We start from the raw sequence: 18,865 nt of genomic DNA on the forward strand, positions 1-18,865 counted from the left end.
TTGAGGTTTGTAGCCTTGCTCACAGTTTTCGCTGGCGGCACCCGGCGAGGCCGATCCGAAACAGCCGTGTCACACTCGGACCATGCGCGTGTATCTCGGCTCCGATCATGCCGGTTTCGAACTCAAGAACCACCTCGTCGAGTGGCTCAAGGCCGCCGGGCACGAGCCCGTCGACTGCGGGCCCCTCATCTACGACGCCCAGGACGACTACCCGCCGTTCTGCCTCCGCGCGGCGGAGCGCACGGCGGCCGACCCCGAGGCCCTCGGCATCGTGATCGGCGGCTCCGGCAACGGGGAGCAGATCGCGGCGAACAAGGTGGACGGGGTCCGTGCCGCGCTCGCCTGGAGCGAGGAGACGGCGTCGCTGGGGCGGCAGCACAACAACGCCAACGTGGTGGCGGTGGGTGCGCGTATGCACTCCGAGGAGGAGGCGACGAAGTTCGTGGAGGTCTTCCTCTCCACGCCCTTCTCCGGTGACGAGCGTCACATCCGCCGCATCGACATGCTCTCGGCCTACGAAGAGACGGGCGACCTCCCGCCCATCCCGCCCCACCACCCCCAGCAGTCCTAGGCTTTCCGCCCACACCCCGGTCGGCATCTCCAGCCTGTCCGGCGTTTGAGGACTAGGCCGTTCAGGCCGATGCGGGAGGTCCGGGCGGAGCCCTGCGGGGGTCCAGGGGCGGTAGCCCCTGGTGGGGTGCAGGGGCGGAGCCCCGCGGGGGGTTTGGGGGCGGTAGCCCCCGGTGGGGTTGAAGGGGCGGAGCCCCTGGGGATGGGACGGGTAGGGGCGGCGGGGGCGCAACAAGTCCCGAGCCCCGAGCCGTCCGCACCGTAGAAGACACCGCTGCACGAGGAGGACCCCGTGCCCGAGGGGCACACGATTCACCGGCTGGCCGAGGACTACGCGGCCGCATTCACCGGCGGCCCCACCCGCGTCACCAGCCCCCAGGGCAAGTTCACCGACGCCGCCGCCCTCCTCGACGGCACACCCCTCGAACACGCCGACGCCCACGGCAAACACCTCTTCCTCGGCTTCCGCGCCGCAGACTGGGTCCACATCCACCTCGGCCTCTTCGGCAAGGTGAACTTCGGCGACGCCCCCGCCCCACCCCCCACCGACACGGTCCGCCTCCGACTCGCGAACGCCACGTCGTACGTCGACCTCCGCGGCCCCACCACCTGCGCCCTGATCACGGACGACGAGAAGCGGGCGATACACGCCCGCCTCGGCCCGGACCCCCTCCGCGCCGACGCGGACCCGTCGGCGGCGTACCGCCGCGTCTCCCGCAGCCGTACGACGATCGCCGCGCTCCTCATGGACCAGAAGATCATCGCGGGCGTCGGGAACGTCTACCGCGCGGAAGTCCTCTTCCGGCACGGCATCGACCCGTACCGCCCGGGGAAGGACATCACCCCGACGCGGTGGGACGCGATCTGGACCGACCTGGTGGCACTCATGCGCGAGGGCGTCCGCAACAACCGCATCGACACCGTCCGCCCGGAACACACCCCGGAGGCCATGGGCCGCCCACCGCGCGTGGACGACCACGGCGGCGAGGTGTACGTGTACCGCAGGGCCAACCTGCCCTGCCACATCTGTGGCGGCGAGATCCGCACCGCCGATCTCGCCGCCCGCAACCTCTTCTGGTGCCCGACCTGCCAGAAGAGCTGAACCGGGATCTCCCCAGGGGGGCTAGAACCCGTGCGGCAACCAGGGCGCGACCGCCGACGAGAAGCCCACCGAGGCCTCCATGAGCGTGCCCTGCCGCAGCTCCCGCACCCGCCCCGCCGCCGCGAGCGAGGCCAGGGACACCCCGCCGAGATACGCCGCCCCCAACTCCCGTACGGACAGCGCGAGATCGGCGGCGTCCGACGTACGTACACAGGTCGCGCCCTTGGTGTCCCCGGTGAGCCGCCAACGCCCCTCGTTCCAGGGGCAGAACACGTCCTCCACCTCGAACACCACGTCCACCGGCGCCTGATACGTCCGCGCCTCCAGCGCGGCACCGACGTCCACGAGCCGCACGTGCAACGCGTCCCGCATCCGCACCGCGCACCGGCGGATGTCGGACACCATGTACTGCCATGCCTCGTCGACAGGGCGGCCGAGGGCGTGCACCGTGGACGTCAGATCGATCTCGAAGAGGAACCGCCACAGCGCCGCGTGCGCCGCCGGGTCGAGCGCCTCCAGCTGGTCGAGGCGGACGGTGAACCCGGCCCCGCGGTGGTCACCGTCCCGCTTGATCCGGTACCGGGCGTAGCCCACGACCTCGTCGTCCCGCTCGGCGACCACGCACTGCAACGGCGACGCGCCGTCCCGCTCGCTCTCCGGATCGAGCAGCATCGCCCGGTCCCAGCCGGGCCGCCGCGCCAGCATGCCGGGCCGGCGCGGGACCAGCCGCGCGTACACCGCCTCGCCGGCGTCGAGTACGTCGGCCGGCGCGGCGTACCGAAGGCGTACGTCATCGGTGCCGGGCGGTACGGACAGGCGTACCCGGGTCGTGTCGATCTCGACGTTGTACTGGTGGGTCGCGATGCCGTAGCCGAACCGGCCGTAGATCACCGGCTCCGACGCGGTCAGCACGGCCAGCGGTTCGCCCCATGAGCGGATGTCGTCCAGCTGCCGCCGCATCATCGACCTCAGCAGCCCGCGCCGCCGGTGGGTGGCCGCGACGCTCACCATCGTGATGCCGGCGGCCGGTACCGAGGCGCCGCCGGGGACGGTGACCCGGAAGGAGAACGCCCCCGCGGTGCCCACACACTGGTCGCCGTCCCAGATCCCCAGGGAACGGTCGTACTCTGTGAGCGCGTTCATCATTTCGCGCTCCTCGGACGACTCCGGTACGCCCCCGAACGCGCGGAGCAGACTGTCGTACCACGTGTTCCACTCGGGCTGCCGCAGCACCCGCAAGTCAGTCGTCATACGCCATGCCTACCAGGGCAATGCGGTACGAGCGAGGGAATTTCCCCCACCTCCGGAGGCGCCGTTCACTGTGATGTTGAGCGCTCGGACGGGGGACAAGTGGGACCTCCCGTGCCAAGCACCTGGTCCGATGGATAGGGTCCCGAACTAATGGCAGCAGGACGAGCGCGGCGCGCGGAAGCCGAGACGTTCACGGCCCGGTTGAAGAAGCAGTGGCACCGGGCTCGCATCGGCCTGCGCAGATCCGCCGTCGACTACTTCCGCGGTGACGGTTCGGACTGGATCGCACTGGCCGGTCTGCTGCTGACCATCCCCGTGATCGCGGCCACGACACTGATGAACTCGGTCTGGTGCTCCCCGGCCGCGCTGGTCCTGCCGATCGTCGCGGGCGGCCTCCTGCTGCGCCCCGCCAGCCTGCTCGGCCTGTACGCGGCCGCCGCCACCGCGCTGATAGTGGAGTCCGTGAAGCTGGGCCCGTACACCGAGGGCCCCTCCCGGGTCACCCCGGGCGTGGTCCTGGTGGTCGCGGCCTGTGGCTTCTTCGGTCTGCTGATCGCCCAGTTCCGCAGCCGGGTCGGCGTGCCCTGGCGGCGCGGCGGCACCATGCTCTTCGACCTGCGCGAACGCATCCGGGTGCAGAGCAAGCTGCCGAGCCTGCCGCTGGGCTGGCACCGGGAGATGGCGTTGCGCCCGGCGGGCGGTCAGTCGTTCTCGGGGGACTTCGTCGTGGCCGCACGTACGAACAGCGGCCGAACCCTCGAAGTCGTCCTGACCGATGTGTCCGGAAAGGGCATGGACGCGGGGTCGCGCGCCCTGCTCCTCTCCGGGGCGTTCGGCGGTCTCCTGGGATCGCTCCCACCCCACGCCTTCCTCACCGCCGCGAACGGCTACCTCCTGCGCCAGGACTGGGACGAGGGCTTCGCCACGTCGATCCACCTGGTCCTGGACCTGGACTCCGGCGACTACGAACTCTTCTCCGCCGGACATCCGCCGGGCCTTCAGCTCAGCGCGGGCAGCGGGCGCTGGGAGGAGAAGGCCGCGGAGGGTCCGCTCCTAGGGGTGTACGACGGTGCCCAGTTCGACCCCGTCAAGGGTTCCCTGCGGCCCGGGGACGTCCTGATGCTCTTCACGGACGGTCTGGTGGAAACCTCCGACCGGGACATCGTCGAGGGCATCGACCGCCTCACCGGCGAGGCCGACCGCTATGTCGCGGGCGGTTTCCACGGCGCCGCGTGGCACCTCATCGAAGCGGTCGCCAAGGACGTCAACGACGACCGGGCCCTCCTGCTGATCTGCCGAGAGGGCCCCACGGCGACCCGCTGACGACGGCCCTGAGCTCGGCCGCGGGTCACAACACTGCCGATGATGAAGGGGCTGACCGGGAAGGGACCGTACATTCCGCCCCTTTTGTGCGGGTCCTTCGCCGGGGTGGTTGTGGTGGTTGTCATGCTCGGTCTGACGGTGGTCACCGTCCCCGCCCGCGCGGCGCTGCGGCGGGAGACACTGGAGGGGTGACGCAGACTCTCCTGACCCTGGCCGAAATAGAGGCCCTCGCCCGTACGGCGCATGCCGCCCAGACCGACAAGGCGGGGCGGCCGTACGCCGAGCACCTGCAGGCCGTCGCGGACGGGGTCCGTGAGCGCGGGGGCGACGACGAGCAGATCGCGGCGGCCTGGCTGCACGACGCCGTCGAGGACGACGTGCTCTCCGAGGACTGGCTGCGCGAGGCCGCGCTGACCCGGCGGACGAAGGACATCGTGCTGGCGCTGACCAAACGAGAGGGAGAGCACCCGGAGTCGTACGCGAAACGCATCCGTACGACCCCCGGTGCTCTCGTGGTCAAGGCGTCGGACCTGGCGCACAACGCCGATCCGGCCCGGCTCGCGGTCCTCGACGAGCACACCCGCGCGCGGCTGACCAAGAAGTACGCCGCGATGCGGGCGCTGCTCGGACTGCCGCCCGGCTGACGGTGACGATGCCGGGTTGACGTTGGTTGCTCCGGATTGACGCTGGTTACGCCGGGGACTTGGTCCGTTCGCGGGCCAGCTCCGTGGCGTCCCGCTTGAACGCCCACTCCATGCTGGGCTCCATCGCGAAGCGGAAGACCCGCCGGACCGGCGCCGTGCACAGCAGGGTGACGGCCGCGCCCGCGACGAGCGTCACGAAGATCTCGCCGAGCGGTTGGTGCAGCCACTTGTGGTCGAACCAGCCCCAGTAGCCGCCGCCCTTGACCAGGAATCCGTGCAGCAGATAGCCGTACAGCGTGCCCGCGCCGAGCGCCGTGAACCACATCCTGCGGCGCGGCACCCAGGCGAAGAAGCACGCGGTGAGCACCAGCGAGCAGCCGAGGAGGGCGAGCACCATGACGGGGCCGACCCACCAGGGGACACCCAGCTCCTGGGCGCTGTCGCGGTGGTAGAACCAGCCGGGGTTCATCCGCGGTACCGCCCACCAGCTCACGGCCAGCGCGGCGGCGAACACCGGCACCGACAGGATGCGCACCTCGCGGCGGCGCACCAGCTGGAAGTGCTCGGGCTTCATGCACAGGCCCAGCACGAAGAACGGCAGGAACTGGAGCGTCCGCTGCAGATCCAGGTCGTCACCGATGGACGGCGAGGTGGTGGCGAGCATGGCCACGAGGAGCGCGAGCGGAAGCGGCCAGCGGACCAGCTTCCACAGCGGCGTCGTCAGCCGCCAGATGAACAGCGCGCACAGGAACCAGGTGAGGAACCAGGGGTCGAGCAGGCTGACCGGCAGCGACGGATCGTCGTCGGCCCAGCGCTTGAAGAGGACGTACGCCACTTCGAAGACGACGTACGGCACGGCGACACCGGTGACCAGCCGCTTCAGCCGGTCGGCGCGCATGTCGAAACTGCGGGAGAAGTAGCCGGAGATGATGATGAAGGCCGGCATGTGGAAGGCGTACACGACCATGTAAGCGGCTTCGAGGACGCGGCTTTGACCCTTCAGGGGCTCCCATGCATGGCCCATGGCCACGAGCACGATGGCCAGGTACTTGGCGTTGTCGAAGAAGGCGTCACGCGGCTTGCCGGGCTGGGTGGCCGTTGCCGGGGCGGCGGTGGTGGCCGTGGCGGTGGCGGCCGTGGGGCCGGCCGGCTTCGAAGTCCGGTCGGACGGCAGGCTCGGGGCTGAGCGCGGGGTCGGCACTCCCTCCATCGGCCGCTCTGCCGGGGGGAGCGGCGTTCGACGGGGCCCGTTCGGGTGGAGCGAGTTCGTCACGGACCCTCCCACCAGGAACCGCGGGAAGCGGAGGGGGCGGGGGAGACGATCCAGGACCTTGCTGCTCTTGCGGGGGACGGGGCGGCGTGGAACATCTGAGGCACCCTAGCGTTGTCTGTGTGTCTTCGTAAAACTCCTGGCGTTATTCCTGCTTATCACGTGTGAGTTCGTCCGTGAGTAACGTTTCGAGTACCCCGGATTTGAGGATTACCCCTTACCGCATACGGCAGTTATGGCGCCGTTCTGTCCGCATTCGTCATGACTAATTGGCGCATAACACTCGCGGGCGACTCTGGTGAAATGTCCAGTCTTCGGCGTCTTCGAGGTCATCTTCCGGGCACCCTCCGAGGCTTCTTCGCCGCGCCTGTGGCAACAATTCGAAATTCCTGCGAACGGGGTGTGTGGACAGGGCAACGATCCCTCGGAATTTCCCATGCGGGCGCACGGTCGAATTGCCGTACGGGGCCGCGCAGTTGGTCTGCCCCTGGGTGGTGGGGGAGTGTGGCTTCCGGGCGCCCCCGACCGACGATGTGTCACCTGCGGCATACGGGGGCCGGGTTGGTGGCACGATGGTTCTGGCGGGGGTGTGCGGGGCTGCACCCCCGGGCCGGGAGAGCGGACCGACCGTAGGGTGTGATCAGTTGTGGCCATCTCGCTGTCAGTGGTACTGCTGTTGGCGATCATCCTCGTGGTGCTGATCCGAGGGGGATCGATCAAGGCGGGGCCCGCCATCGTCGCGGTGCTCTTCGGCTTCTTCCTCGCGTCGACCGGAATGGCTCCGTCCATCCAACGGTTCCTCGACTCGATAGCGCAGACGATCAACTCGATCAGTTTCTGATCCCTGGTTCTGATCTCCGGGCGGGACGGGCCGGTGCCTTCACCGCCCCCATTCGCGGACGCGGACCCGACGGCCGCGCCCCGGGCCGACCGCGCTCTCGTTGGCGGGACGGAAGTGGATCGTTGCGGCACATCTGAGGCAGATGGGTGGTTCGATCCATGACGCGTCGTCGGGCTCGGGGTCGGGCCGCGCGGTGGCTGCGGCCCCACCGACTCAACCCATTGGCGCGGAAGCCCCGTTGGTCCCCTGTCCTGCCGCACCAGCGTGTCCCGGTCGGCCTGGGGTACCTCGTGCGACGTTCAGCCACAGGCCCCGGTCGGCCATCCACGGGCGAAGCAGCCCAAACCTTGGCCGATGGGCTACAGCCAGGGCATAACGCCCTACTGTCGTCGACATGACGGAGCCAGTGGCAAAGACGCACCCACGCGAGAACAACCCGGGCGCGGCGCGCTTGATCGCTCTGTCCGACGGCATCTACGCCATCGCGATGACGCTGCTCGTCACTCCTGGCCGAGTACGCCTCCCAGCCCGAAACCGTCGCCCTCTACGCGGCTGCCATGGCCGCGATCCATGCGGTGCGCGCAACCCTGCTGCCGCTCACGCGACGCCAAGTGCACCCTTCGCCGGCATCATCCGCCGCCGCGGCCCGGCGCCGCTTCACCGCCCAACTCAGTGAACTCTCCGGCCCGGGTCTGAGTGCCGTGTCCGGCGAGACCCGCCAACCGGCACGCGCGGCCACACATGCCCGGACCACTACCCCGAGGAAGCTGCCGGCGCATCCCGCAGGGTGGTTTTGCCCCCTGCCTCAAGGGCACACGACCAGTGAGACTGTGCGGAGGTGCCGAGATGAGTGCCGGAGAACGAGCCAAGGCAAAGGCCGAACAGGTCGTCGGAAAGACCGTGCGGAAGGCGGCCCACGCGGTGCACAAAGAGACCCTCGCAGCGAAAGGCGCCGCACTCGAAGCACGGGGCATGATGCGGGGCGCGAAAGAACGGTCCAAGAGCTCCTTCAAGAACTGACAAGGTCACGGCATCGGCGCACTCGTGGACGTGTTCCCTCGGGTCTGCCCGGGGCGACTGCTGGCCGGAGCCGGCGGAATGGCCCTGACCAGGTAACTCTGTCTGTCCAGGCCGGCCGCGTGTGCTCAGCTCTGGAAAGCCCAAGGGGCACGAGGGGGACACGCGGGACGGATCGGAGTCCCGGAAAGCGATCAGGGCCAGGCGGAGGAATGAACCTCCGACCTGGCCCTGAGCCGTGCAGAGCGGGCGACGGGAATCGAACCCGCGTAGCTAGTTTGGAAGACTAGGGCTCTACCATTGAGCTACGCCCGCACAGAGAGCGCCGCAGGTCAGTGACCCCGGCACAGGAGGCATCGTAGCGGGTCGCACCCCATCCCCGCACACCCCGCTCCGCGAGCCCGCGGACGCTCGTGAAATGCGGCAACCTCGCTGTCTCCGGGCATGTACCCTACGTGTCGCACCGACGGGGTGTGGCGCAGCTTGGTAGCGCGTCCGCTTTGGGAGCGGAAGGCCGTGGGTTCAAATCCCGCCACCCCGACCACCAGCCGGTTCCGGCGACACGTCAGCCACGGATCAGGCGAGAGAACAGACGCCCCACGGCCGATGGCCGGGATCGGAAGATCGCCTTTTGGGGCGTGTACCGCCTGCGGTTACTATGCAGGTTGCGCGCCCGTGTGTCTGCACTGTTACGTCTCTCAAGGGCCGCGAATCCGCTGAGGCTCTGCCTGATCTCGGCAGAAACAAACAGCAGAACCCCGCAGCAGTACCCCCAAGAAGTCAGCCACAAGGAGACCGAACCGTGAAGAGCGCCGTGGAGAACCTGAACCCGACTCGGGTTCGGCTCACTGTTGAGGTGCCCTTCGAGGAGCTCAAGGACAGCCTCGACGCGGCGTACAAGAAGATCAACCAGCAGGTCACGGTGAAGGGCTTCCGGAAGGGCAAGATCCCGGCGCGCGTCATCGACCAGCGGTTCGGTCGCGGTGCCGTGCTCGAAGAGGCCGTCAACGACGCGCTCCCGAAGTTCTACACCGAAGCGGTCAACGAGGCTGAGCTGAACGTCCTCGGCCAGCCCGAGGTCGACATCACGGAGCTGAAGGACGGCGAAACGCTGAACTTCACCGCCGAGGTCGACGTCCGCCCGACGATCGAGATCCCGGACTACTCCGGCATCGAGGTCGAGGTCGACGCAGTCGAGGTCGCCGACGAAGACGTCGAGAAGGCCGTCGAGGAGCTCCGTGAGCGCTTCGCGTCCACCTCGCCGGTCGAGCGCGCCGCCCAGGACGGCGACGTCGTCACGATCGACCTGGAGGCCAAGGTCGACGGAGAGGTGCTGGAGGACGGCGTCGCCTCCGACGTCTCCTACACCATCGGCTCCGGTGAGCTGCTGGACGGCATCGACGAGGCCGTGAAGGGCCTGGAGGCCGGTGGCGAGGCCACCTTCGCCTCCGAGCTCAAGGGCGGCTCGGCGGCCGGCAAGGAGGCCGAGGTCACCGTCAAGGTCACCCAGGTCGCCGCGCGCGAACTGCCCGAGCTGGACGACGACTTCGCGCAGCTCGCCTCCGAGTTCGACACCCTCGACGAGCTCAAGGCGGACAGCCGCAAGCGCCTCGAGAACATGAAGCAGTACGACCAGGCCACGCAGGCCCAGGAGCGTGTCCTGGAGAAGCTGCTCGAGCTGGTCGAGGTCCCGGTCCCCGAGAAGCTGCTCGAGGACGAGATCAACACCCGTAAGCACAACCTCGAGCACCACCAGCTCGGCCAGATGGGCCTCGACCTCGGGAAGTACCTGGAGATCCAGGGCAAGACCGAGGAGGAGTTCGACGCCGAGACCAAGGAAGCGGCGATCAAGGGCATCAAGACCCAGTTCGTCCTGGACGAGCTCGTCAACAAGGAGAAGCTGAACGTCAACCAGGAGGAGCTCACCGAGCACCTCATGCGGCGTGCGGCCTCCTCCGGCATGTCCCCCGACCAGTTCGCCCAGGCGGTCGTCGAAGGCGGCCAGGTCCCGATGCTGGTCGGCGAGGTCGCCCGCGGCAAGGCCCTCGCGGTCGTCGTCGAGGCCGCCACGGTCAAGGACACGAACGGCGAGGTCGTCGACCTCGACGACGAGGAGGACGAGACGGAGACGGCCACCGAGGTCGTCGCCGAGGTCACCGACGGTGACGAGGCTTCCGAGGAGAAGCCCGAGGCGTAAGCCCACGGCGCTCCAGCAGCTGTACGACGGCCCCCGGGGACATTTGTGTCCCCGGGGGCCGTCGGCCTTCAGGGGCGCGCGGAACCGCGCGTTCAGCCCCCACAGGGCCGCAGACGCGTCTGCCACGGACGGTCCATCGGCGGGTGTGGCTTGTGGTGGGTCGCTCGCGCAGTTCCCCGCGCCCTTGAAGGGGTGCGGGGCCGCCGAACGCCCTGTCCAACCCAGCGGAGCGCATGCGCTCACAGCGAACAGTTCCTTCTGCGGGATTCCCCGGAGGGACCCGCGCGTTAGGGTCCATGAATACGAGGGCAGGGGAGTCCCCGAAGCCGCCCCGGGCGGTTGTCGCACCGGGGTCCCACGCCCCCAGCAGAAGACGTGAGACGGCCCGGCGCCGTCGTAAGACGAGCAGGTGGATACGTGACGAATCTGATGCCCACAGCTGCCGGCGACCCTATCGGTGGTGGCCTCGGCGACCAGGTCTACAACCGGCTGCTCGGCGAGCGGATCATCTTCCTCGGCCAGGCGGTCGACGACGACATCGCCAACAAGATCACGGCGCAGCTGCTGCTCCTTGCCTCCGACCCGGACAAGGACATCTACCTCTACATCAACAGCCCCGGCGGGTCGATCACCGCCGGCATGGCGATCTACGACACCATGCAGTACATCAAGAACGACGTGGTGACGATCGCCATGGGCATGGCGGCCTCGATGGGTCAGTTCCTGCTCAGCGCGGGCACCCCCGGCAAGCGCTTCGCCCTGCCGAACGCCGAGATCCTGATTCACCAGCCCTCGGCCGGCCTCGCGGGCTCCGCGTCGGACATCAAGATCCACGCCGAGCGGCTGCTGCACACCAAGAAGCGGATGGCCGAGCTGACCTCCTTCCACACCGGTCAGTCGGTCGAGCAGATCACTCGTGACTCGGACCGTGACCGTTGGTTCGACCCGATCGAGGCCAAGGAGTACGGCCTCATCGACGACATCATGCCCACCGCCGCCGGTATGCCGGGCGGTGGCGGCACCGGGGCGGCGTAAGCCCCTCAGCGCCCCCCAGGGCGGCGCGTGGCCCCTCTGCCGCTCTCCGGGCACACCCAGTGCCCCGGAGCGGCGCAGACGGCCCTCCAGCGCCCCCAGCCGTACCGCCTCAGGCTCTTACAGGCTCTTCAGGAGACACAGTGAACGACTTCCCCGGCAGCGGCCTCTACGCCCGCACGCAGGCCGAGTACACCGGTCCTCGTGCGGAGTCCCGCTACGTCATCCCGCGCTTCGTCGAGCGCACCTCGCAGGGCGTGCGTGAGTACGACCCGTACGCGAAGCTGTTCGAGGAGCGCGTGATCTTCCTCGGCGTGCAGATCGACGACGCCTCCGCCAACGACGTCATGGCGCAGCTGCTGTGCCTGGAGTCGATGGACCCCGACCGTGACATCTCGGTCTACATCAACAGCCCCGGTGGCTCGTTTACGGCCCTCACGGCCATTTACGACACGATGCAGTTCGTGAAGCCCGACATCCAGACGGTCTGCATGGGTCAGGCCGCCTCGGCCGCCGCGATCCTGCTGGCCGCCGGTACGCCGGGCAAGCGCATGGCGCTTCCGAACGCCCGCGTGCTGATCCACCAGCCCTACAGCGAGACCGGCCGCGGCCAGGTCTCGGACCTCGAAATCGCGGCGAACGAGATCCTCCGGATGCGTGCGCAGCTGGAAGAGATGCTGGCCAAGCACTCGACCACGCCGATCGAGAAGATCCGCGAGGACATCGAGCGCGACAAGATCCTCACCGCTGAGGACGCGCTCGCGTACGGCCTGATCGACCAGATCATCTCCACCCGCAAGATGAACAATTCCGCGGTCGTCTGACGTATCGCTGTATCGTCTGCCGCTCGTCTGTCGCCCGTTGGCGTGGTTCACGACAAAGTGAACCGCGCCAAGGGGGGCCCGAACGGGGGGCTCGGCAAGGTACCGTCGGACATAAGGCAGCACCAGGAGCCGCTGGACCTAGGCGTCTCCCAGGCGAAGGGGAAGCACACCGTGGCACGCATCGGTGACGGCGGCGATCTGCTCAAGTGCTCGTTCTGTGGCAAGAGCCAGAAGCAGGTCAAGAAGCTCATCGCAGGCCCCGGTGTGTACATCTGCGACGAGTGCATCGATCTCTGCAACGAGATCATCGAGGAAGAACTCGCGGAAACGAGCGAGGTCCGCTGGGAGGAGCTCCCGAAGCCCCGCGAGATCTACGAGTTCCTCGAGGGGTACGTGGTCGGCCAGGAGTCGGCCAAGAAAGCCCTCTCGGTCGCGGTGTACAACCACTACAAGCGGGTCCAGGCCGGTGAGAACGGCGGCGGTCAGAACCGGGACGACGCCATCGAGTTGGCGAAGTCCAACATCCTCCTGCTGGGCCCCACGGGCTCCGGCAAGACTCTGCTCGCCCAGACGCTCGCGCGCATGCTCAACGTCCCGTTCGCCATCGCCGACGCGACGGCGCTGACGGAGGCGGGGTACGTCGGCGAGGACGTCGAGAACATCCTGCTGAAGCTCATCCAGGCGGCCGACTACGACGTCAAGAAGGCCGAGACGGGCATCATCTACATCGACGAGATCGACAAGGTGGCCCGTAAGAGCGAAAACCCGTCGATCACGCGAGACGTGTCCGGCGAGGGCGTCCAGCAGGCGCTGCTCAAGATCCTGGAGGGCACGACGGCCTCCGTTCCACCCCAGGGCGGACGCAAGCACCCCCACCAGGAGTTCATCCAGATCGACACGACGAACGTCCTGTTCATCGTGGGCGGCGCCTTCGCGGGCCTGGAGAAGCTCATCGAGTCGAGGGCGGGTGCCAAGGGCATCGGCTTCGGCGCGACGATCCGCTCCAAGCGCGAGCTCGAGTCCAAGGACCAGTTCGAGGCCGTCATGCCCGAGGACCTGGTGAAGTTCGGCATGATCCCCGAGTTCATCGGCCGGCTGCCCGTCATCACCTCGGTCCACAACCTCGACCGGCCGGCGCTCCTCCAGATCCTCGTGGAGCCGCGCAACGCGCTCGTGAAGCAGTACCAGCGCCTGTTCGAACTCGACGGCGTGGAGCTGGACTTCGAGCGCGAGGCCCTGGAAGCCATCGCCGACCAGGCGATCCTCCGCCAGACCGGCGCGCGCGGCCTGCGCGCCATCATGGAGGAGGTCCTCCAGGCGGTGATGTACGAGGTTCCCTCGCGCAAGGACGTGGCGAGGGTCGTCATCACGGCGGACGTCGTCCTGTCCAACGTCAACCCGACGCTGATCCCCCGTGACGCCCGCGGTCGCGGCCCGGGCGAGCAGAAGACGGCGTAGGCGGTACGTATACGCGAAGAGGGGCGCTCGGCGGATGTCGTCGAGCGCCCCTCTTTTTTTGCCGTACGAGGTACGGGCGCGCACTGCCCGTACCTCGTTGGGAAACGCTAAGCAGCCCATCATGTCCGACGCGAACAACCGTATCCTCGCCGAGGTGTGCGATCGGCCCGCTGAGTCCCGTCGGGTGCGGCAACGCGCTGGCCTCGCGTCTGATCCACCGTGCGCACGAGCAGCAGGGCTGGTGTTGCCGAGCACAACACCCCGTATGCGGCCGAACCGACCTCTGACCGCCGTGACGGCGCGATCGTCGTCACCGCCGATCCGGAACGCTGGAAGGGCCTGCCCGTCCGGACACTCGACCTCACTTGCAGGGCTTCGCAGGAGCAGGAGGGGGTGTGGGCTTGGCAGCCTGGCGCGTGCCCGCCGACTTCACGCCGGAGAAGCGCTTCCGCATCGACGAGATCAAGCGGGAGATGGTCGATGCGGAGCGAGGCCATGAACTCGCCCCTCTGCGCAAGGCTCAGGGGATGACGCAGGTCCAGGTGGCCAAGGTGATGGGTGCGACGCAGGGGCGCATCAGTCAGATCGAGCGCGAGGGCGCACGCCTCTCTCCGGCACGCACGATGGTGTTATCGGGGGGCGGAACCACGATGCGCTGTTGTGCTCTCCGGCGCGCAGCGAGGGCACTGGCGCGACGGGAGACGCGCGGGGCTCTCCAGGATCAGAGCTGCTCCGTAGCCCGCCCGTACGGTGTGGACCGGCCCCCCAAGTCTGGCCGCCGTCGCGTGACACTCGTCATGTCATTCGCGACTGGCCGTCCCGTCTCATGCCGACTCCTCCGCCCCATGCTCCTCGCTCCGGTGGCGGCGAAGCTCCAGGTTGGCGTCCGACATGCCGCTGTAGTTCCTGGCGGATCTCGTGCCGTCCTTCGCCGGACTGGTCGCGGATGGAGAGATCACGCCAGGTTCACGACAAATCCTAGAATCGGACTCTGTCTCATGATCTGGCACCACCGACCGCATCGGTCATTCGTTCGCATGACCGGTGAGCTGAAAACGGGAGGGTGCTACATGAAGATGCACATGATCAAGCGGGTTCTGGTAACGGCAAGCGCCGACCAGAGCCGCTGCGTGAACTACATAGGTGACCACGGCTACTTGGTTGGCCCCAAGGTTAAGGGAGCATGCAGCCATGCCGCTTGGCATGCGGGTAGCGTGGTGGCGAACCCGGCCTGCCTCTCGGGGCAACGGCAGAGTGGCAGGAGTGGGGGCGCCTGGCAAAGCTTGCCGGGCGCCCTCATCTTGGTTCAGCGGTTACTTTGCGACGCGCACGTCGTTGCGGAGCTTGGCGGCGAGGGACGCCACGTCATCGATCGAGCCCCCGTTGCCGGCGGCCAGGCCGGCGAGGCTGAATGCCGACACCTGCGCGACGGTGCTGTGGTCGCCCCAAATGCAGAAAGGCACCCTGATGGTCTTCGCGGCGCCGGCGCTAGTGGACGACGAGCTGGTGTTGTCGATCTGGGCCACCTGGCACTTCATGATGCCGTTGGAGAAGCCTGACGGGTTGACCGTCTCCGGGCTGCCGAGCAGCTTGCCCTTGGTGCTGTCACCGCTCTGGTCCTTCTCGGACTCCGACTTGACCTTGGCGAACATGGCGTCCACGGCGGCCTCGGGGTCGTCGATGGTGCCGTAGACACCCTTGAAGGACAGGCTCTTCTGGGACAGGCCGGTGCCGTTCGTATAGCTCCCGTTGGCACCCTTCGCGTTCTTCACACCGAACTTCTGGAAGTCCGCGACATCGCTGTCGCTGAGGGTGTCAGAGGAGGATTCGCTTTCCGCCTTCTTGTACGTACCGTTGATCACCGTCGCCTGCGCGACCAGCTTGTGCGGGCCGTCGTCCGCGACCGAACCGCTGCCGCTGCCACCGCCGATGACGAGGTAGGCGGTCACGGCGATCGCGGCGACGACCGCCACCGAGCCGATGATGAGCGCCGTCTTCTTCTTGCCGCCGCCGGGCGCGGGCGGCTGCGGGGCGCCGTAGGGCTGCTGGCCGTAGGGAGGCTGCTGGCCGTACGCGGGCTGCTGACCGTACGGGGGAGTCTGCGGCGGGACGCCCTGGGGAGCCTGCTGGGGGTAGCCGTAGCCGGGCTGCGGAGGAGCCTGCTGCGGGTAGCCGTAACCGGGCTGGGGTGCCTGCGGCGGCTGGCCGTAAGGGCCCTGCTGCCCCGGCTGACCGTACGGTCCGGGCTGCTGGGGCGGCCCGCCGTACGGGCCCGGCTGGTTGTAGCTCATCTCTGGGTTCCCCTCCAGATGCTTATGTGTTCCTGACATCTTGACGGAAGGGCGAAGGGTGCGAGACACGTGGGGTCTATTGATGCCTAGTTGTTGACAGGCTGTTCCAGATGTTCGACGTACTGGTCGAACTTGGCGCCCGACCGACCCGCCCCGCACCCGTGCGGGGCGTAGGCGTGTAAGGAAAGGGGGGATGGCAAGAGAGAATCCTGTTTCGGGACACGGTCGCGGCACCTCTAAACTGACCCCGTGACCGAGAACTCTCAGCAGCCGCCATCAGAGCCCACTCCCGAACTGCCGACCCAGTACGCGCCGGCCGACGTAGAGGGGACGCTGTACGAGCGCTGGGTAGAACGCGGTTACTTCGAGGCGGACGCGAAGAGCGACAAGCCGCCCTACACCGTCGTCATTCCGCCGCCGAACGTCACGGGCAGCCTGCACCTCGGGCACGCCTTCGAGCACACCCTCATCGACGCCCTGACCCGCCGCAAGCGCATGCAGGGCTACGAGACGCTGTGGCAGCCCGGCATGGACCACGCCGGCATCGCCACGCAGAACGTCGTCGAGCGGGAGCTGGGCAAGGAGGGCAAGTCCCGCCACGACCTGGGCCGGGAGGCCTTCGTCGAGCGCGTCTGGCAGTGGAAGGCCGAGTCCGGCGGACAGATCTCCGGCCAGATGCGCCGCCTCGGCGACGGCGTCGCCTGGTCCCGCGAGCGCTTCACCATGGACGAGGGCCTGTCCCAGGCCGTCCAGACCATCTTCAAGAAGCTCTACGACGACGAGCTGATCTACCGCGCCGAGCGCATCATCAACTGGTGCCCGCGCTGCCTCACCGCCATCTCGGACATCGAGGTCGAGTACCAGGACGACGACGGCGAGCTGGTCTCCATGAAGTACGGGGAGGGGGACGACACGATCGTCGTCGCCACCACCCGTGCCGAGACCATGCTCGGTGACACGGCCGTCGCCGTGCACCCCGACGACGAGCGCTACAAGCACCTCGTCGGCAAGAACATCCGCCTCCCGCTCACCGAGCGTTTCATCCCGGTCGTCGCGGACACCCACGTCGACCCGGAGTTCGGCACGGGCGCGGTCAAGGTCACCCCGGCCCACGACCCGAACGACTTCGAGATCGGCCAGCGCCACAACCTGCCGAACATCGCCGTGATGGACGAGCACGCGGTCATCACGGTCCCGGGTCCGTTCCAGGGCCTGGACCGGCTGGAGGCCCGCTCCGCCATCGTCGCCGCGCTGCGCGCCGAGGGCCGGATCGTCGCCGAGAAGCGGCCGTACGTCCACTCGGTCGGCCACTGCTCACGCTGCAAGACGACCATCGAGCCGCGGCTGTCCATGCAGTGGTGGGTCAAGGTCGGCCCGCTCGCCAAGGCCGCGGGTGACGCGGTCCGTGACGGCCGGGTCAAGATCCACCCGCAGGAGATGGAGAAGCGGTACTTCGACTGGGTCGACAACCTCCACGACTGGTGCATCTCGCGGCAGTTGTGGTGGGGCCACCGCATTCCGGTCTGGTACGGCCCGAACGGTGAGGTCGTCTGCGTCGGCCCCGACGACGAGGCCCCGACCGGCGAGGGCTGGCACCAGGACACCGACGTCCTCGACACCTGGTTCTCCTCCGGCCTGTGGCCCTTCTCGACTCTCGGCTGGCCCGAGCAGACCGAGTCGCTCGCGAAGTTCTACCCGAACTCCGTCCTGGTCACCGGCTACGACATCCTCTTCTTCTGGGTCGCCCGGATGATGATGTTCGGCCTGTACGCGATGGACGGCACCCCGCCGTTCCACACCATCGCCCTGCACGGCATGGTCCGCGACCAGTTCGGCAAGAAGATGTCGAAGTCCTTCGGCAACGCGGTCAACCCGCTGGACTGGATGGACAAGTACGGCTCGGACGCACTCCGGTTCACGCTCGCGCGCGGCGCCAACCCCGGCGTCGACGTCCCGATCGGCGAGGACTGGGTCCAGGGCTCGCGCAACTTCGCCAACAAGATCTGGAACGCCACGCGCTTCGCGCTGATGAACGGCGCGACGGTGGAGGGCCCGCTGCCGGACGCCTCGGAGATGTCGGCGACCGACCGCTGGATCCTCTCCCGTCTCAACGCGACGGTCGCCGAAGTCGACGCGCTCTATGACGACTTCCAGTTCGCCAAGCTCTCGGACGTCCTGTTCCACTTCGCGTGGGACGAGGTCTTCGACTGGTACGTCGAGCTGTCCAAGACGACGTTCATGGCGGGCGGCGAGCCGGCGAAGGTCTCCGGGCGTGTCCTGGGCGAGGTCCTCGACGTCACCCTGCGCCTCCTCCACCCGATCGTCCCCTTCGTCACCGAGACGCTGTGGACGACGCTGACCGGCGGCGAGTCGGTCGTCATCGCCGAGTGGCCGACCGACTCCGGTTTCCGTGACGCGGGCGCCGAGCGTGAGATCGAGACGCTTCAGCAGGTCATCACGGAGGTCCGCCGCTTCCGTGCCGACCAGGGCCTGCAGCCCGGCCAGCGCGTCCCGGCCCGCCTCACGCTGGACGGCACCGCCCTCGCCCCGCACGAGGCGGCCATCCGGCAGCTGCTGCGGCTGCAGCCGGAGGGCGAGGCCTTCGCGGCCACGGCGACGCTTCCCGTCGCCGGGGCCACGGTGGCGCTCGACCTCTCCGGCACGATCGACGTCGCGGCCGAGCGCAAGCGGCTCGCCAAGGACCTCGCCGCGGCGGAGAAGGAGAAGGCCCAGGCGAACGCCAAGCTCGGCAACGAGGCGTTCCTCGCCAAGGCGCCGGACCAGGTCGTGGACAAGATCCGTACACGGCTCGCCAAGGCGGACGAGGACATCGCCCGCATCCAGGCCCAGCTGGAACGCCTCCCGGAGGCGTAAGGGCTCTGCCGTAGGTGAACGAAGGCCCCCGGGACCCGTGCGGTCCCGGGGGCCTTCGACGTCTGTGGTCTGCGGGTGGGTGGGGGCTGGGGGCGGAGCCCCCGGGGATGGGACGGGCAGGGGCGGCGGGGGCGAGAGACCCGGGGACGGTTCGGCTCCGTAGACTGGCAG

14 protein-coding genes and 2 tRNA genes are annotated in these 18,865 nt (G+C 68.4%); 12 read left to right on the plus strand and 4 right to left on the minus strand.

The features are described 5' to 3' along the window. The first annotated feature begins 82 nt into the window (after positions 1 to 82). Both ACIQTP_RS02175 and ACIQTP_RS02180 read left to right on the plus strand, forming a co-directional pair. Positions 83 to 571 (plus strand): ribose-5-phosphate isomerase, encoded by a 489-nt coding sequence (locus ACIQTP_RS02175; protein WP_402036094.1) that lies wholly within the window; start codon positions 83 to 85, stop codon positions 569 to 571. Between the two features lie 291 nt (positions 572 to 862). Further along, positions 863 to 1,672 (plus strand): Fpg/Nei family DNA glycosylase, encoded by an 810-nt coding sequence (locus ACIQTP_RS02180; RefSeq protein ID WP_403395375.1) that lies wholly within the window; start codon positions 863 to 865, stop codon positions 1,670 to 1,672. Between the two features lie 21 nt (positions 1,673 to 1,693). Here ACIQTP_RS02180 and ACIQTP_RS02185 read toward each other — a convergent pair whose 3' ends face one another. Further along, positions 1,694 to 2,923, minus strand: coding sequence for a GNAT family N-acetyltransferase (locus tag ACIQTP_RS02185; RefSeq protein WP_403395377.1), 1,230 nt, complete (start codon positions 2,921 to 2,923; stop codon positions 1,694 to 1,696). Positions 2,924 to 3,073: 150 nt separating this feature from the next. On the opposite strand from ACIQTP_RS02185, the gene ACIQTP_RS02190 reads away from it, so the two are divergent. Together ACIQTP_RS02190 and ACIQTP_RS02195 are read left to right on the plus strand one after the other, a co-directional pair. Next, positions 3,074 to 4,246 (plus strand): PP2C family protein-serine/threonine phosphatase, encoded by a 1,173-nt coding sequence (locus tag ACIQTP_RS02190; RefSeq protein WP_403395378.1) that lies wholly within the window; start codon positions 3,074 to 3,076, stop codon positions 4,244 to 4,246. Between the two features lie 188 nt (positions 4,247 to 4,434). Beyond that, complete coding sequence (locus tag ACIQTP_RS02195; RefSeq protein WP_402036106.1) at positions 4,435 to 4,890, plus strand: HD domain-containing protein; 456 nt, start codon at positions 4,435 to 4,437, stop codon at positions 4,888 to 4,890. 46 nt (positions 4,891 to 4,936) lie between these two features. Here ACIQTP_RS02195 and ACIQTP_RS02200 read toward each other — a convergent pair whose 3' ends face one another. Beyond that, the gene (locus ACIQTP_RS02200; protein WP_403395379.1) at positions 4,937 to 6,163 is read right to left on the minus strand and encodes an acyltransferase family protein; all 1,227 of its coding nucleotides are present in this window, start codon (positions 6,161 to 6,163) and stop codon (positions 4,937 to 4,939) included. A gap of 643 nt (positions 6,164 to 6,806) precedes the next feature. Between ACIQTP_RS02200 and ACIQTP_RS02205 the strand changes: the two genes are divergently transcribed. Both ACIQTP_RS02205 and ACIQTP_RS02210 read left to right on the plus strand, forming a co-directional pair. Further along, a complete protein-coding gene (locus ACIQTP_RS02205; RefSeq protein WP_054231893.1) occupies positions 6,807 to 7,001 on the plus strand; it encodes a hypothetical protein in 195 nt (64 codons plus the stop codon). 846 nt (positions 7,002 to 7,847) lie between these two features. Beyond that, positions 7,848 to 8,021: a hypothetical protein gene (locus ACIQTP_RS02210; RefSeq protein ID WP_403395380.1), complete on the plus strand. Its 174-nt coding sequence runs from the start codon at positions 7,848 to 7,850 to the stop codon at positions 8,019 to 8,021. A gap of 241 nt (positions 8,022 to 8,262) precedes the next feature. On the opposite strand, the gene ACIQTP_RS02215 is transcribed toward ACIQTP_RS02210, so the two are convergent. Continuing rightward, positions 8,263 to 8,333 (minus strand) — tRNA-Gly (locus tag ACIQTP_RS02215). Between the two features lie 152 nt (positions 8,334 to 8,485). Between ACIQTP_RS02215 and ACIQTP_RS02220 the strand changes: the two genes are divergently transcribed. The 5 genes from ACIQTP_RS02220 (at position 8,486) to clpX (ending at position 13,529) form a co-directional block, all read left to right on the plus strand. Next, positions 8,486 to 8,562: transfer RNA gene (locus ACIQTP_RS02220), tRNA-Pro, on the plus strand. Between the two features lie 258 nt (positions 8,563 to 8,820). Beyond that, positions 8,821 to 10,215, plus strand: a complete 1,395-nt coding sequence (gene tig, locus ACIQTP_RS02225) for a trigger factor (protein ID WP_402036114.1) — start codon at positions 8,821 to 8,823, stop codon at positions 10,213 to 10,215. A gap of 429 nt (positions 10,216 to 10,644) precedes the next feature. Beyond that, positions 10,645 to 11,250 (plus strand): ATP-dependent Clp protease proteolytic subunit, encoded by a 606-nt coding sequence (locus ACIQTP_RS02230; RefSeq protein ID WP_402037478.1) that lies wholly within the window; start codon positions 10,645 to 10,647, stop codon positions 11,248 to 11,250. A 140-nt stretch (positions 11,251 to 11,390) separates the two neighbouring features. Continuing rightward, positions 11,391 to 12,071 carry an ATP-dependent Clp protease proteolytic subunit gene (locus ACIQTP_RS02235; protein WP_362087703.1) on the plus strand — a complete coding sequence of 227 codons (681 nt, stop codon included), beginning with the start codon at positions 11,391 to 11,393 and terminating at the stop codon, positions 12,069 to 12,071. A gap of 171 nt (positions 12,072 to 12,242) precedes the next feature. Next, on the plus strand, positions 12,243 to 13,529 hold the full coding sequence (clpX, locus tag ACIQTP_RS02240) for an ATP-dependent Clp protease ATP-binding subunit ClpX (RefSeq protein WP_054231969.1): 1,287 nt from the start codon (positions 12,243 to 12,245) through the stop codon (positions 13,527 to 13,529). 1,313 nt (positions 13,530 to 14,842) lie between these two features. Here clpX and ACIQTP_RS02245 read toward each other — a convergent pair. After that, complete coding sequence (locus tag ACIQTP_RS02245) at positions 14,843 to 15,820, minus strand: hypothetical protein (RefSeq protein WP_403395383.1); 978 nt, start codon at positions 15,818 to 15,820, stop codon at positions 14,843 to 14,845. A gap of 249 nt (positions 15,821 to 16,069) precedes the next feature. On the opposite strand from ACIQTP_RS02245, the gene ACIQTP_RS02250 reads away from it, so the two are divergent. Beyond that, positions 16,070 to 18,694 carry a valine--tRNA ligase gene (locus tag ACIQTP_RS02250; protein WP_403395385.1) on the plus strand — a complete coding sequence of 875 codons (2,625 nt, stop codon included), beginning with the start codon at positions 16,070 to 16,072 and terminating at the stop codon, positions 18,692 to 18,694. Positions 18,695 to 18,865: the final 171 nt, after the last annotated feature.

Origin of the sequence: Streptomyces sp. NPDC090798, assembly GCF_044768965.1 — a bacterium.
In the GTDB taxonomy this organism is placed as follows: domain Bacteria; phylum Actinomycetota; class Actinomycetes; order Streptomycetales; family Streptomycetaceae; genus Streptomyces.